Origin of the sequence: Burkholderia sp. BKH01 (assembly GCF_025685725.1) — a bacterium.
GTDB classification, from domain to species: Bacteria; Pseudomonadota; Gammaproteobacteria; order Burkholderiales; family Burkholderiaceae; genus Burkholderia; species Burkholderia pyrrocinia_C.
The window spans coordinates 42,731-55,576 of the sequence record NZ_JAOTQT010000006.1 but is presented as its reverse complement, the minus strand read 5'-3'; the positions used below and the strand labels follow the sequence as shown (position 1 = coordinate 55,576).

Annotated in this window: 13 protein-coding genes; 9 read left to right on the top strand and 4 right to left on the bottom strand. The window is 68.3% G+C overall.

All coding sequences use genetic code 11. From position 1 onward, the window contains the following. Window positions 1-101 precede the first annotated feature (101 nt). Window positions 102-914, top strand: coding sequence for a mechanosensitive ion channel family protein (locus OEJ37_RS12120; RefSeq protein ID WP_174421175.1), 813 nt, complete (start codon window positions 102-104; stop codon window positions 912-914). 85 nt (window positions 915-999) lie between these two features. Here the strand turns inward: OEJ37_RS12120 and OEJ37_RS12115 are convergent, their stop codons facing one another. Continuing rightward, complete coding sequence (locus OEJ37_RS12115) at window positions 1,000-1,683, bottom strand: DedA family protein (protein ID WP_174421176.1); 684 nt, start codon at window positions 1,681-1,683, stop codon at window positions 1,000-1,002. A gap of 181 nt (window positions 1,684-1,864) precedes the next feature. On the opposite strand from OEJ37_RS12115, the gene mutL reads away from it, so the two are divergent. Together mutL and miaA are read left to right on the top strand one after the other, a co-directional pair. Then, window positions 1,865-3,847: a DNA mismatch repair endonuclease MutL gene (gene mutL, locus OEJ37_RS12110; protein WP_175947291.1), complete on the top strand. Its 1,983-nt coding sequence runs from the start codon at window positions 1,865-1,867 to the stop codon at window positions 3,845-3,847. Further along, entirely contained in the window at window positions 3,844-4,818 is a 975-nt protein-coding gene (gene miaA, locus OEJ37_RS12105) for a tRNA (adenosine(37)-N6)-dimethylallyltransferase MiaA (RefSeq protein ID WP_263344415.1), read from the top strand. The genes mutL and miaA overlap by 4 nt, the downstream gene beginning before the upstream one ends. Before the next feature lie 21 nt (window positions 4,819-4,839). Here the strand turns inward: miaA and tetR are convergent, their stop codons facing one another. After that, window positions 4,840-5,472 carry a tetracycline resistance transcriptional repressor TetR gene (gene tetR, locus OEJ37_RS12100; protein ID WP_174421179.1) on the bottom strand — a complete coding sequence of 211 codons (633 nt, stop codon included), beginning with the start codon at window positions 5,470-5,472 and terminating at the stop codon, window positions 4,840-4,842. Window positions 5,473-5,534: 62 nt separating this feature from the next. Between tetR and tet the strand changes: the two genes are divergently transcribed. Beyond that, window positions 5,535-6,728 (top strand): Tet(A)/Tet(B)/Tet(C) family tetracycline efflux MFS transporter, encoded by a 1,194-nt coding sequence (gene tet / locus OEJ37_RS12095; RefSeq protein ID WP_263344414.1) that lies wholly within the window; start codon window positions 5,535-5,537, stop codon window positions 6,726-6,728. A 46-nt stretch (window positions 6,729-6,774) separates the two neighbouring features. Here tet and OEJ37_RS12090 read toward each other — a convergent pair whose 3' ends face one another. Together OEJ37_RS12090 and purM are read right to left on the bottom strand one after the other, a co-directional pair. Further along, window positions 6,775-7,176, bottom strand: coding sequence for a YybH family protein (locus OEJ37_RS12090; protein ID WP_263344413.1), 402 nt, complete (start codon window positions 7,174-7,176; stop codon window positions 6,775-6,777). Window positions 7,177-7,276: 100 nt separating this feature from the next. Further along, a complete protein-coding gene (gene purM, locus OEJ37_RS12085) occupies window positions 7,277-8,332 on the bottom strand; it encodes a phosphoribosylformylglycinamidine cyclo-ligase (protein WP_047899877.1) in 1,056 nt (351 codons plus the stop codon). Between the two features lie 241 nt (window positions 8,333-8,573). On the opposite strand from purM, the gene hda reads away from it, so the two are divergent. From hda to OEJ37_RS12060, 5 genes are read left to right on the top strand one after another with little or no spacing between them, the layout of a single operon-like run. Then, window positions 8,574-9,314 (top strand): DnaA regulatory inactivator Hda, encoded by a 741-nt coding sequence (gene hda, locus OEJ37_RS12080; RefSeq protein ID WP_279388899.1) that lies wholly within the window; start codon window positions 8,574-8,576, stop codon window positions 9,312-9,314. A gap of 11 nt (window positions 9,315-9,325) precedes the next feature. After that, a complete protein-coding gene (locus OEJ37_RS12075) occupies window positions 9,326-10,003 on the top strand; it encodes an HAD family hydrolase (protein ID WP_069746127.1) in 678 nt (225 codons plus the stop codon). 5 nt (window positions 10,004-10,008) lie between these two features. After that, window positions 10,009-11,550: a polynucleotide adenylyltransferase PcnB gene (pcnB, locus tag OEJ37_RS12070; RefSeq protein WP_263344412.1), complete on the top strand. Its 1,542-nt coding sequence runs from the start codon at window positions 10,009-10,011 to the stop codon at window positions 11,548-11,550. Between the two features lie 35 nt (window positions 11,551-11,585). After that, window positions 11,586-12,128, top strand: coding sequence for a 2-amino-4-hydroxy-6-hydroxymethyldihydropteridine diphosphokinase (gene folK / locus OEJ37_RS12065; RefSeq protein WP_034182800.1), 543 nt, complete (start codon window positions 11,586-11,588; stop codon window positions 12,126-12,128). Continuing rightward, window positions 12,125-12,811 carry a deoxynucleoside kinase gene (locus tag OEJ37_RS12060; RefSeq protein WP_175947284.1) on the top strand — a complete coding sequence of 229 codons (687 nt, stop codon included), beginning with the start codon at window positions 12,125-12,127 and terminating at the stop codon, window positions 12,809-12,811. The genes folK and OEJ37_RS12060 overlap by 4 nt, the downstream gene beginning before the upstream one ends. Window positions 12,812-12,846: the final 35 nt, after the last annotated feature.

Here is a 12,846-nt window from a genome sequence, read left to right as displayed (position 1 = left end):
GCCCGTTGTCTCGTGGCGCCGTGTCGGCTATAAAGGGCCAATCGATCGAGCCCCCTTACGTTCGATCGTCACCCGCCCCCTTCCCACTCCCCGGAGACTCCATGCTCGATCTCGCCACCGCCCAGCAATTCCTGATGACCCGCGGCCTCGATTTCGGCCTCAACCTCCTCGCCGCGATCGCGTTGTGGTTCATCGGCCGCTGGGCGATCCGCATCGGCACCCGCCTGCTCGGCAAGGTCGTACGCCGCAGCGGCAAGGTCGACCCGACGCTCACCGACTACCTGACCTCCGTCGTCGGCGTGCTGCTGACGATCCTGCTGATCCTCGCGATCCTGCAGATCTTCGGCGTGCAGACGACCTCGTTCGCCGCATTGCTCGCCGGCCTCGGCCTCGCGATCGGCACGGCCTGGGGCGGCCTGCTCGCGCACTTCGCCGCCGGCGTGTTCATGCAGGTGCTGCGCCCGTTCAAGATCGGCGACGTGATCAACGCGGGCGGCGTCACGGGCACGGTCAAGGAGCTCGGCCTGTTCGGCACGACGATCATCACACCCGACAACATCGTGACGATCGTCGGCAACAACAAGATCTTTTCGGACAACATCGCGAACTACAGCGCAACGTCGCACCGTCGCGTCGACCTGACCGCGAAGATCGCGAACAGCGTCGATGCGGTCGATGCGATCAACCGCCTGAAGACGTCGATCCAGCAGATCCCGAACGTGCTGACCAACCCTGCGCCGGACGTCGGCGTGCTGCAGTTCACGCCGGAAGGCCCGCTGCTGTTCGTGCGCCCGTCCACGGCACCCGAGAACTACTGGCAGGTGTACTGCGACACGAACCGCGTGATCCTCGATACGTTCCGCGACGCGCAATACCCGACGCCCGAAACGCCGGTCTCGCATCGCAACGCTTAACCGCGTCGCCGGACGAAAAAAAAGCGTGGCAATTCAAATTGCCACGCTTTTTTCATTGCACCGAAAAGGAAGCGAAGCGCCCCGCTCAGCGCCCACCCGTCTTCTGCGCATGGTCCGACCGCCGCCCGCGCACGAGCTTCCAGACCGCGCCGAGCGCGACCGGCACGATCGCCGCGCCGATGCCGACCAGCACGATCACGTTCAGGTACTGGCGGATGAACGGGATGTTGCCGAAGAAATAGCCGAGCAGCACCAGCAGCAGCACCCAGACCAGCGCGCCGATCACGTTGAAGAGCTGAAAGCGCGTGGCGCTCATCGACGACGCGCCCGCGACGAACGGCGCGAACGTACGCACGACCGGGATGAAGCGTGCGAGCACGATCGTCTTGCCGCCGTGCTTGTCGTAGAACGAGTGGGTCTTCTGCAGCGCGGCGCGATCGAGGAAGCGCTCGAGCACCGGAATATGCGTATTGAACACCTTCGGGCCGACCCAGCGGCCGATCAGGTAGTTCACGGTGTTGCCCGAGATCGCCGCGACGAGCAGCAGCACGATCAGCGCGCCGACGTTCATTTCGCCTGTCGCCGCGAACGCGCCGCCGATGAACAGCAGCGAATCGCCGGGCAGGAACGGGAACACCACGAGCCCCGTCTCGCAGAACACGATCAGGAACAGGACGAGATAGACCCATGCGCCGTACTGCCGGATGAAATCGCCGAGGAATGCGTCGATATGCAGGACAAGGTTGACGAAATGAAGCAGCGTATCCAAATGCGATTCCTCGAAGGCGAAAGGGCGAAAGGGCCGGAATGGTCGGAAAAGGCGGAAGCACCCGCCGGCCAAGGCGGCGCGCGCGACGGAGCCATCATACCGAAACTACCTTAAGGCTCCGTGAAAAAACGTAACCGCCGGTCGCCCCGGCACGCATCCGCCGCCTCGCTATAATTCGGCCATGTCCGATATCACCGAAACGGCCGCGGGCGCCGCGCCCGCCCCCGCTCCGCGCCCGCTGCGCGCGATCCAGCCCCTGCCCGATCAGCTGATCAGCCAGATCGCCGCGGGCGAGGTCGTCGAACGTCCGGCGTCGGTCGTCAAGGAGCTGCTCGAGAACGCAATGGATGCCGGCGCGACGACGCTGCGCATCGTGCTGGAAGAAGGCGGCGTCAAGCGCATCTCGATCACCGACGACGGTTGCGGGATTCCGCCCGACGAGCTGGCGCTCGCGCTGATGCGCCATGCCACCAGCAAGATCCGCTCGCTCGAGGAGCTCGAGGCGGTCGCGACGCTCGGGTTCCGCGGCGAAGCGCTCGCGTCGATCGCGTCGGTCGCCGAGATGTCGATCACGAGCCGGACGACCGATGCCGCGCATGCGATGAAGATCGATGCGCAGACCGGCGTGCTGTCGCCCGCCGCCGGCTCGACCGGCACGACGATCGAGGTGCGCGAGCTGTACTTCAACACGCCCGCGCGGCGCAAGTTCCTGAAAAGCGAGCAGACCGAGTTCGGCCACTGCCTGGAAATGATCCGCCGCGCGGCGCTCGCGCGGCCGGACGTCGCGATCTCGGTGCTGCACAACGGCAAGGCCGTCGAGCACTGGAATGCGACCGAGCCCGCGCAGCGCGTCGCGAAGATCCTCGGCGACAGCTTCGCGACCGCGCACCTGCCGCTCGACGAACAGGCCGGCCCGCTCGCCGTCTACGGTTGCGCAGGCCTGCCGACCGCGAGCCGCGGGCGCGCCGACCAGCAGTATTTCTTCGTCAACGGCCGCTTCGTGCGCGACAAGCTGCTGACGCACGCGGTACGCGCGGCCTACGAGGACGTGCTGCACGGCGACCGCTACCCGTCGTACGTGCTGTTCCTCGACCTGCCGCCCGAAGCCGTCGACGTGAACGTGCATCCGTCGAAGATCGAGGTGCGCTTCCGCGATTCGCGCTCGATCCACCAGTACGTGTTCCACGCGGTCCAGCGCGCGCTCGCGCGCCACGCGGGCGCGTCGCCGGAAACCACCGCGGGCGGGCATGCCGCGCATATCGAACCCGCGCCGCGCGGGCCCGCGTCGTTCCTGGACACACCGCTCGGCCAGGGCCACGGCCCGGCCACCGGCGGCAGCGGCTTCTCGTCGCCGTCGTCGTCGGCGGCGGGCAACACCTGGATGCGCCAGGCACGGATGACGCAGGGCACGCTGCCCGTCGCGCAGCCGCTCGCCCTCTACGACGCGCTGTTCGGCCGCAAGGACAGCGGCGCGGGCACGCCGGACGGCACGACGACCGTTACCCGCGATTCGGCCGACGCGCCGGGCGCGCCGCTGCCGGGCTTCGCCGCATCGCCGATCGCCGCCACCGCGCACGACGAGCAGCCGCTCGGCTTCGCGCTCGGCCAGATTCACGGCATCTACGTGCTCGCGCAGAACGCGCACGGGCTCGTGATCGTCGACATGCACGCGGCGCACGAGCGGATCCTGTACGAACAGTTCAAGAACGCGCTCGCCGATCGCTCGGTCGCCGTGCAATCGCTGCTGCTGCCGGTGTCGATGACGGCCACGCCGATCGAGATCGGCACGGTCGAGGAGGAACGCGACACGCTCGAATCGCTCGGCTTCGATCTCGCGGTGCTGTCGCCGACGACGCTCGCGATCCGCGCGGTGCCGGCGCTGCTGAAGGATGCGGACCTGCAGTCGCTCGCGCGCGCGGTGCTCGCCGACCTGCACGCGTTCGGCGGCTCGCGCGTGCTCACCGAGCGCCAGCACGAACTGCTCGGCACGCTCGCGTGCCACCACGCGGTGCGCGCGAACCGGCGCCTGACGCTCGACGAGATGAACGCGCTGCTGCGCCAGATGGAGGCGACCGAACGCGCGGACCAATGCAATCATGGCCGGCCGACGTGGTATCAGCTCACGCTGAACGATCTCGACCGCCTGTTCATGCGCGGCCAATGAGCGCGGTACCGCCCTCCACCCCGACGACGATCGCCTGCCTGCTCGGCCCCACCGCTTCGGGCAAGACGGCCGCGGCGCTGGCGCTCGCCGCGCGCCGCCCGATCGAGATCGTCAGCGTCGATTCGGCGCTCGTCTACCGCGACATGGATATCGGCACCGCGAAGCCGACTCGCGAAGAGCGCGCGAGCGTGCCGCATCACCTGATCGACATCATCGACCCGGCCGATGCGTATTCGGCCGCGGAATTCCGCGCGGATGCGCTCCGCCTGATCGGCGAGATCGCCGCGCGCGGCCGCACGCCGCTGCTCGCGGGCGGCACGATGCTGTACTACAAGGCGCTGACGCAGGGGCTCAACGACCTGCCGGGCGCCGATCCGGACGTGCGCGCGCAGCTCGACGCCGACGCCGCGCGCGACGGCTGGCCCGCACTGCACGCGCGGCTCGCGCAGGTCGATCCCGACACGGCCGCGCGGCTCGCGCCGAACGATTCGCAGCGGATCCAGCGTGCGCTCGAAATCTTCATGCTGAGCGGGCAGCCGATGTCGGCGCTGCTTGCCGCGCCGCGCCGCGCGAACGATGCGGCCGCCGCTTACCGCTTCGTGCCGGTCGCACTCGAACCGTCGGATCGCGCGGTACTGCACGCACGGATCGCGCAGCGCTTCGACGCGATGCTCGACGCGGGCTTCATCGACGAAGTCGAACGGCTGCGCCGTCGCGACGACCTCCATCCCGACCTGCCGTCGATGCGCTGCGTCGGCTACCGGCAGGCGTGGGAATTCCTCGACGGCGACACCGACTACCGGACGATGCGCGACAAGGGCATCTTCGCGACGCGCCAGCTCTGCAAGCGCCAACTCACGTGGCTGCGCTCGATGCCGGAGCGGATCGTCGTCGACTGCATCGCGCCGGACTCGACGGCCCGCGCGCTCGACGCACTCGAACGCGTGCTCGACGGCCGCATGCCGGGCTGAGCGGCCCGCCGGCAGCCCGCGTCAGCCGTGCCGGCGCGCTGCCAGATGCGCGCGGGCGCCGTCGACGAACAGCGCGACGCCGCGCTCGAACGCTTCTTCGCCGCCGCGCTCGCGCAGCGCGGCCCAGCCCTTCGCAAGCAGCGGATACTCGGCCGCGTCCGGCAGCGGCGCATCGGCCTCGCCGTCCTGCTCCGCCTGTTCTTCCAGCACCCATCCGACCACGAAGCGGCCGAGCGCATACATCACGTCGACGGCTTCGTCCGGCGCGAAGCCCGCTTCGCCGAGCAGCGCGACCTTGCGTTCGATCGAACCGAAATGCAGCGCACGCGGCCGTGTACCGGCATGCAGGCGTGCACCGTCGCGATAAGCGAGCAGCGCGTGGCGGAAACTGCGCGCGTTGTCGGCAAGCCACGCATCCCACGCTTCGCCCGGCCGCGGCAGCGACGCGCCGTGGCGCTCGAGCATGATCGCTTCGGCCATCGCGTCGAGCAGTTCGGCCTTGTTCTTGAAATGCCAGTAAAGCGTTGGCGACTGCACGCCGAGCCGCTCGGCGAGCCGCCGCGTGGACAACCCGTCGATACCGACTTCATCAAGCAGTTCGAGCGCCGCGCGCAATACCGTGTCGCGCGTCAATCGCGCCCCTGTGTCCTTCATCTCTATCACCGATAGGGAAACCATGGAATAATCACCACTCTATCACCGATAGAGTCACCCTCTTGAATCCGTCCCTGATTGCCATCCTGGCAACGGTCCTGCTCGACGCGATCGGCGTCGGGATCGTGATGCCGATCCTGCCCGGCCTGCTGCACTCGCTCGCCGGCGCGGGCAGCACCGACACGCACTACGGCGTGCTGCTCGCGCTGTACGCGTTCGCGCAGTTCCTGTGCGCGCCGCTGCTTGGCGCGCTGAGCGACCGTTTCGGCCGCCGGCCGGTGCTGCTCGCGTCGCTCGCGGGCGCCGCGCTCGACTACCTGCTGATGGCGCTCGCGCCGACGCTCGCGTGGCTTTACGCGGGGCGGCTGATCGCCGGCATCACGGGCGCCAACGTCGCGGTCGCGACCGCGTACGTCACCGACGTCACGGCCGAACCCGACCGTGCACGGCGCTTCGGCCAGCTCGGCGCGATGATGGGTATCGGCTTCATCGCGGGCCCGTTGATCGGCGGGCTGCTGGGCGCGCTGCACCTGCGCGCGCCGTTCGTCGCGGCCGCGCTGCTCAATGCGCTGAATCTCGTGCTCGTATGGCGCGCGCTGCCGGAATCGCGGCCGCGTTCGGCCCTCGCAGGCCGCGCGGTCGCCGCGCTCAACCCCTTCGCGAGCCTGCGCCGGCTGAGCGGCGCACCCGCGCTCATGCCGCTGATCGGCATCTACGTGATCGTCGCGCTGGTGTCGCAAGCGCCCGCGACGCTGTGGATCCTGTACGGCCAGGAACATTTCGGCTGGTCGACGCCGATCGCGGGGCTGTCGCTCGCGGGCTACGGCGCGTGCCACGCGCTCGCGCAGGCGTTCGCGATCGGGCCGCTGATCGCGCGGCTCGGCGAGCGCCGCGCGCTCGCGCTGGGCCTCGCGGGCGACGCGCTCGGGCTCGCGGCGATCGCGTTCGCGACCGCCGTATGGGTGCCGTTCGCGCTGCTGCCGCTGTTCGCGGCGGGCGGCATGACGCTGCCGGCGCTGCAGGCGATGCTCGCGCGGCAGGTCGACGATGCGCGTCAGGGCGAACTGCAGGGCACGCTCGCGAGCGTGGCCAGCCTGATCGGCGTGGCGGGCCCGCTGGTCGTCACCGCGACCTATGCGGCGACGCGCGCGACCTGGCCGGGGCTCGTATGGGCCGCAGCCGCGCTGCTCTATCTGCTCGTGCCGCCGTTGCTGGCCGGCACGCGGCCGGCGGGCGCACCGCGGCCGTCCGCTTGAGCGGCGGCGGACGCCGCCTCGCTCATCGCCGTGCTCGTCGCCGAACTCAGTGCGCGAGCGTCACGAGATTCGCATCGCGCACGAGCTGCCAGCGGCCGTCGGCCTTGCGGAGGATCGTCAGCGTATGGCCCGAGCGGCGGATCGTTTCGCCGCCCGGCGGCGTCGCGTCGATCTCGAGGAAATTGCGCATGTACGCCCAGTCGCCGATCACGCGCAGCTCGTCGATCCGGTAGCGGCCGTCGACCTTCGGTGCGTGCTCCGCACCCGCACCCGCATTCGCTTCGCGCGACGCGGCCGCGAACGCCGCCTTGTCGAACGGCGGCTTGCCGGCCACCATGAAGATCGCGTCGTCGGCGATCAGGTCGAGCACGGTCGCCAGATCGCCGCGCCGGCTCGACACGAACCAGTTTTCCACGAGCTCGCGGATCGCACGTTCGTCTTCGGTCATCGTCGTCCCTCCTTCATCGGCGCCGCGCGGCGCCCCAAAAAAAAGCCGCCCGGATCGACTCCGGGCGGCTTTCCCTGCTGCATCTGCTGCTGGCGGTGCGTCAGACCACAACCGTCTGCGCCTCGCCTTCGCGGGTCGCACGCACGGTGCCGATCTTCCACACTTGTTCGCCGGCGGCGGTCAGGTCGGCGATCGCTGCGTCGGCATCGGCCGCCGCGACGATCACGGCCATGCCGATCCCGCAGTTGAACACGCGGTGCATTTCCGCGTCGGCGACGCCGCCGTGCTCCTGCAGCCACTTGAACAGCGGCGGCAACGGCCAGGCCTTCTGGTCCAGCTCGGCGGTGAGGCCTTCGCGCAGCACGCGCGGAATGTTCTCGACGAGGCCGCCGCCCGTGATGTGCGCCATGCCCTTCACCGACAGCTTCTGCATCAGCGCGAGCAGCGGCTTCACGTAGATGCGCGTAGGTGCCATCAGCGCGTCGGCGAGCGAGCGGCCGTGGAAATCGGCCGACAGGTCGGGGTTCGCGCGCTCGATGATCTTGCGCACGAGCGAGAAGCCGTTCGAGTGGATGCCGCTCGATGCGAGGCCCAGCACCACGTCGCCTTCGGCGATCGTGCTGCCGTCGATGATCTTGCTCTTCTCGACCGCGCCGACCGCGAAGCCGGCCAGATCGTATTCGCCGTCCGGGTACATGCCCGGCATTTCGGCCGTTTCACCGCCGATCAGCGCGCAGCCCGACAGTTCACAACCCTGCGCGATGCCCTTGACGACCGTCGCGGCCGTGTCGACGTCGAGCTTGCCGCACGCGAAGTAGTCGAGGAAGAACAGCGGCTCGGCGCCCTGCACGAGGATGTCGTTCACGCTCATCGCGACCAGATCCTGGCCGACCGTGTCGTGTTTGTTCAGATGAAACGCCAGCTTGAGCTTGGTGCCCACGCCGTCGGTGCCCGACACGAGCACGGGCTCGCGATACTTCTTCGGCACTTCGAACAGCGCGCCGAACCCGCCGATGCCGCCGAGCACGCCGTCGCGCAGGGTTTTCTTCGCAAAAGGCTTGATCTTGTCGATGAGCGCGTCGCCTGCGTCGATGTCGACGCCTGCGTCGCGATAGGACAGACCCTGAGCGTCGGGAGCGGATTTCGGAGGATTCATGGGGGAATGCGAGAAGGTCGGTAAAATGCGATTTTACCCGAAGCCGGCCCGTTGGCCGGAATTCCCAGCACCGAATCGTCAGGGATTGCATCTTGGTCAACACGTCCCCGTTTTCATCGCCCAGCGAGCCGCGCCGAAACCGGCATGCCGCCGTGCGTGCGGTCGCGCGTGCAGCCCACGGAGTTGCAGTCCCCGGCGCGTGCCCGGCGTACGGCACGCGTATTCTCAACCGACCCGCATTGTGACTGTGTCCCGTCAACTGACGCTCGATCTCGGCACGCCGCCGCCGGCCACGTTCGACAACTTCATCATGAGCGAGGAGAACGACGAGCTCGTCACGCGGCTGCAGAAGCTCGACCTCGCGCTCGCGGCAGGCCCCGTGCCGGACCGGTCGTTCTACATCTGGGGCGAGCCCGGCAGCGGCCGCAGCCACCTGCTGCAGGCGCTCGTGAGCGACGCGTCGTACGGCTACGCGCGTTATCTGACGCCGCAGAGCCCGCTCGGCGCGTTCACGTTCGACCCGCGCATCGGCATCTACGCGATCGACGACTGCGACCGGATGACCGACACGCAGCAGGTCGCGCTGTTCAACCTGTTCAACGAAGTCCGCGCACATCCGTCGAGCGCGTTCGTCGCGGCGGGCCCCGCGGCGCCGCTCGCGCTCGACGTGCGCGAGGATCTGCGCACGCGCCTCGGCTGGGGGCTCGTGTTCCACCTGTCGCCGCCGTCCGACGCCGGCAAGATCGCCGTGCTCAAGCTCGCGGCGAAGGAGCGCGGGATCGCGCTCACCGACGACATCGCCGCCTACCTGCTGACCCATTTCCGCCGCGACATGCCGAGCCTGATGGCGCTGCTCGACGCGCTCGACCGCTTCTCGCTCGAGCAGAAACGCGCCGTCACGCTGCCGCTGCTGCGCCGCATGCTCGCGCGTCCCGGCGACGACATCACACCACCGGGCACGGGCCCGAACCGCTTCGAGTAAAATGCGCTTCCATGACTAATCTGGCACTCTTTGACCTCGATCACACGCTGATCCCGACCGATAGCGACCACGAATGGGGTCGCTTCATGGTGAAGCTCGGCATCGTCGACGCGGAAAGCTTCTCGCGTCAGAACGATCAGTTCTTCGCCGACTACAAGGCCGGCAAGCTCGACATCCACGCGTACCTCACGGCGATGCTCACGCCGCTCGCGAAGTATTCGCGCGCGCAGCTCGCCGAATGGCACGAGCAGTACATGCACGAGGTGATCCGGCCCGCGATGACGCCCGCCGCGCTCGAACTCGTTCGCAAGCACCTCGACGCGGGCGACCTGTGCTGCGTCGTGACGGCGACCAACGAATTCATCACGCGCCCGATCGCGACCGCGTTCGGCGTCGACACGCTGATCGCATGCGAGGTCGAAACGACCGACGGGCATCCCGATTCGCCGTACACGGGCCGACCGACCGGCACGCCGAGCTATCGTGAAGGCAAGATCGTGCGTACCGAAGCATGGCTCGCGTCGCTCGGCAAGCACTGGGACGACTTCGCGCACAGCTACTTCTACAGCGACTCGCACAACGACATCCCGCTGCTCGAGAAAGTCACCGACCCGATCGCGACCAACCCTGACGACACGCTGCGTGCGCATGCAAGCAACCGCGGCTGGCGTATCCTCGATTTATTCTGAACGTCGTGATCAAAAAATTCATCCGCAAGCTGCTCGGCCAGGACGAAGCCCAGCAAACGCCCCCCGAAGCGGCTCAGGCCGACGAAGCGGCCCCTGCTGCCCTGCGCCCCGCAAAAGGCACCCGCGGCGGCGGCGCGAAGAAACCGCGCAGCAACCATGAGCCGACCGTCGTGCCGGCCAGCGTGCACCAGATCGATCCGTCGCTGATCTCGAGGAATGCCGTGCGCGTGACCGACACGCTGCAGCAGGCAGGCTTTCGCGCGTTCATCGTCGGCGGCGCGGTTCGCGACCTGCTGCTCGGCATCGCGCCGAAGGACTTCGACGTCGCGACCGACGCGACGCCGACCGAGGTGCAGCGCCTGTTCCGCCGCGCGCGCCTGATCGGCCGCCGCTTCCAGATCGTCCACGTGCAGTTCGGCCAGGAACTGATCGAGGTATCGACGTTCCGCGCGCTGGTCGACGCGCCGCCCGAGGCTGCCGCGTCGGCCGAGCCGCCGAAGCGCCTGAAGCGCGACGAACTCGATCGCCGCACGCACGCCGTCGACGCGAGCGGCCGCGTGCTGCGCGACAACGTGTGGGGCGAGCAGCACGAAGATGCCGCGCGCCGCGACTTCACGATCAACGCGATGTACTACGACCCGTCGACGCAGACGGTGCTCGACTACCACGACGGGATGGCCGACATGCGCGCCCGCCTGCTGCGGATGATCGGCGATCCGGCCACGCGTTTCCGCGAGGATCCGGTGCGGATGCTGCGCGTCGTGCGCTTCGCGGCGAAGCTCGGCTTCGAGATCGAGCCGCACACGCGCGAGCCGATCAACGCGCTCGCCGACCTGATCAACAACGTGCCGGCCGCGCGCCTGTTCGACGAAATGCTGAAGCTGCTGCTGTCGGGCCACGCGCTCGCGTGCCTGAAGCAGTTGCGCAAGGAAGGCCTGCACCACGGGCTGCTACCGCTGCTCGACGTCGTGCTCGAACAGCCGCAGGGCGAGAAGTTCATCACGCTCGCGCTGAACAATACCGACGCGCGCGTGCGCGCCGGCAAGACGGTATCGCCGGGCTTCCTGTTCGCGACGCTGCTGTGGCACGACATGCGCCAGCGCTTCGAGCAATACACGGCCGAAGGCGAGATCCCGGTGCCGGCGCTCCATCGCGCGATGGACGACGTGATCGACATGCAGACCGAGAAACTCGCGATCCACAAGCGTTATTCGGCCGACATGCGCGAGATCTGGGGCCTGCAGTTGCGCCTCGAGAAACGCTCGGGCCGCAGCGCGATGCGGCTGCTGGAACACCAAAGGTTTAGAGCGGGGTATGATTTCCTCCTGTTACGCTGCGAATCCGGCGAGCTCGATGCGGAAGTCGGACAGTGGTGGACGGATTTCATCGAAGGCGACGCGGCTGCCCGCGAGGCATTGCTGACGCAGGGCGGCTCGAAGGAAAAATCGCCCCGCAAGCGGCGCCGCCGCGGCGGTGCGCGAAACCGCAAGCCGGGTGAAGGTGCCGCCGAGCAGGCGCCGGACACCGCGGGCGGTGCCGACGACTGACGCGCGCGCCGGCGAACGACGTAGGAAGTGATGCCATGACGGTTGCATATATCGGACTGGGGGCGAATCTCGGCGATGCACGCCAGACCCTGAAGGACGCGGTGGTGTGCCTCGCACAGCAGCGCACCATCTCGATCCTCGGCAAATCGAGCCTGTATCGCACCGCGCCGTTCGAAGCGGGCGGCGACGACTACTACAACTGCGCCGTCAAGCTCGACACGACGCTGTCGGCTCGCGAGCTGCTCGCGCTCTGCCAGAAGATCGAACATCACTTCGGGCGCGAGCGCCCGTATCGCAATGCGCCGCGCACGCTCGACCTCGACATCCTGCTGTTCGGCGCCGACTCGATCGACGAACCCGACCTGATCGTCCCGCACCCGCGCCTCACCGACCGCGCGTTCGCGCTCGTGCCGCTCGTCGAGATCGAGCCGGCGCTCGACATCCCCGCGCGCGGCCGCGCCGATGCGTTCCTCGCCGCCGTCGCGGACCAGCGCGTCGAAAAGGTGCAGACCTGCCAGTGCCTGATGCAAAAGGCGCTCGCGGCCGGCGACGACACCGACAAGAACCGCTGCCGATGAACCCGACTCCGCTGACCGTCACCGCACCCGACCTGCGTGCCCCGTACCGCTATCTCGTGATCGAAGGGCCGATCGGCGTCGGCAAGACGACGCTCGCGCGCCTGCTCGGCGAGCGCTGGTCGATGCAGACGCTGCTCGAACGCCCGCAGGACAACCCGTTCCTCGAACGCTTCTATCGCGACACCGCGCGCTACGCGCTGCCCGTGCAGTTGTCGTTCGCGCTGCAGCGCGCGCAGCAGGCGCGCGAGCTGGTCGGCGCACTGGAAACGGGCCGCCCCGTGATCGCCGATTTCATGCCGCAGAAGAACGACATCTTCGCGCGGCTGAACCTGCCGGAAGACGAATGGCAACTCTATCGGTCGATCGCGACGCACGTGGACTTGCCGCAGGCGCCGTCGCCCGATCTCGTCGTCTATCTGCAGGCCAGCCCCGAAGTGCTGTTCTCGCGCATCCAGAAGCGCGGGCTGCCGATGGAGCTGCAGATCAGCGACGCGTACCTGCGCTCGCTCGTCGACGCGTACAACGAATTCTTCTACCACTACGACCGCACGCCGGTGCTGACGGTCGCCGCGGAACACCTGAACCCGCTGGATTCCCCCGAAGATCTTGCGCTGCTGATCGAGCGCATCGAGACGATGCGCGGCCGCAAGGAATTCTTCGTCAAGGGCGAGACGACGCGCTGACGCGTCCCGCCTGTCGTTCTTCACCCATCGAACCG

What these genes read in the sequence shown, in the direction of transcription:
- OEJ37_RS12090 (WP_263344413.1), bottom strand. Translation starts at nt 7,176, where the DNA reads ATGACCGAAGACGAACGTGCGATCCGCGAGCTCGTGGAAAACTGGTTC.
- OEJ37_RS12120 (WP_174421175.1), top strand. Translation starts at nt 102, where the DNA reads ATGCTCGATCTCGCCACCGCCCAGCAATTCCTGATGACCCGCGGCCTC.
- OEJ37_RS12075 (WP_069746127.1), top strand. Translation starts at nt 9,326, where the DNA reads ATGACTAATCTGGCACTCTTTGACCTCGATCACACGCTGATCCCGACC.
- OEJ37_RS12060 (WP_175947284.1), top strand. Translation starts at nt 12,125, where the DNA reads ATGAACCCGACTCCGCTGACCGTCACCGCACCCGACCTGCGTGCCCCG.
- tetR (WP_174421179.1), bottom strand. Translation starts at nt 5,472, where the DNA reads ATGAAGGACACAGGGGCGCGATTGACGCGCGACACGGTATTGCGCGCG.
- purM (WP_047899877.1), bottom strand. Translation starts at nt 8,332, where the DNA reads ATGAATCCTCCGAAATCCGCTCCCGACGCTCAGGGTCTGTCCTATCGC.
- mutL (WP_175947291.1), top strand. Translation starts at nt 1,865, where the DNA reads ATGTCCGATATCACCGAAACGGCCGCGGGCGCCGCGCCCGCCCCCGCT.
- folK (WP_034182800.1), top strand. Translation starts at nt 11,586, where the DNA reads ATGACGGTTGCATATATCGGACTGGGGGCGAATCTCGGCGATGCACGC.
- miaA (WP_263344415.1), top strand. Translation starts at nt 3,844, where the DNA reads ATGAGCGCGGTACCGCCCTCCACCCCGACGACGATCGCCTGCCTGCTC.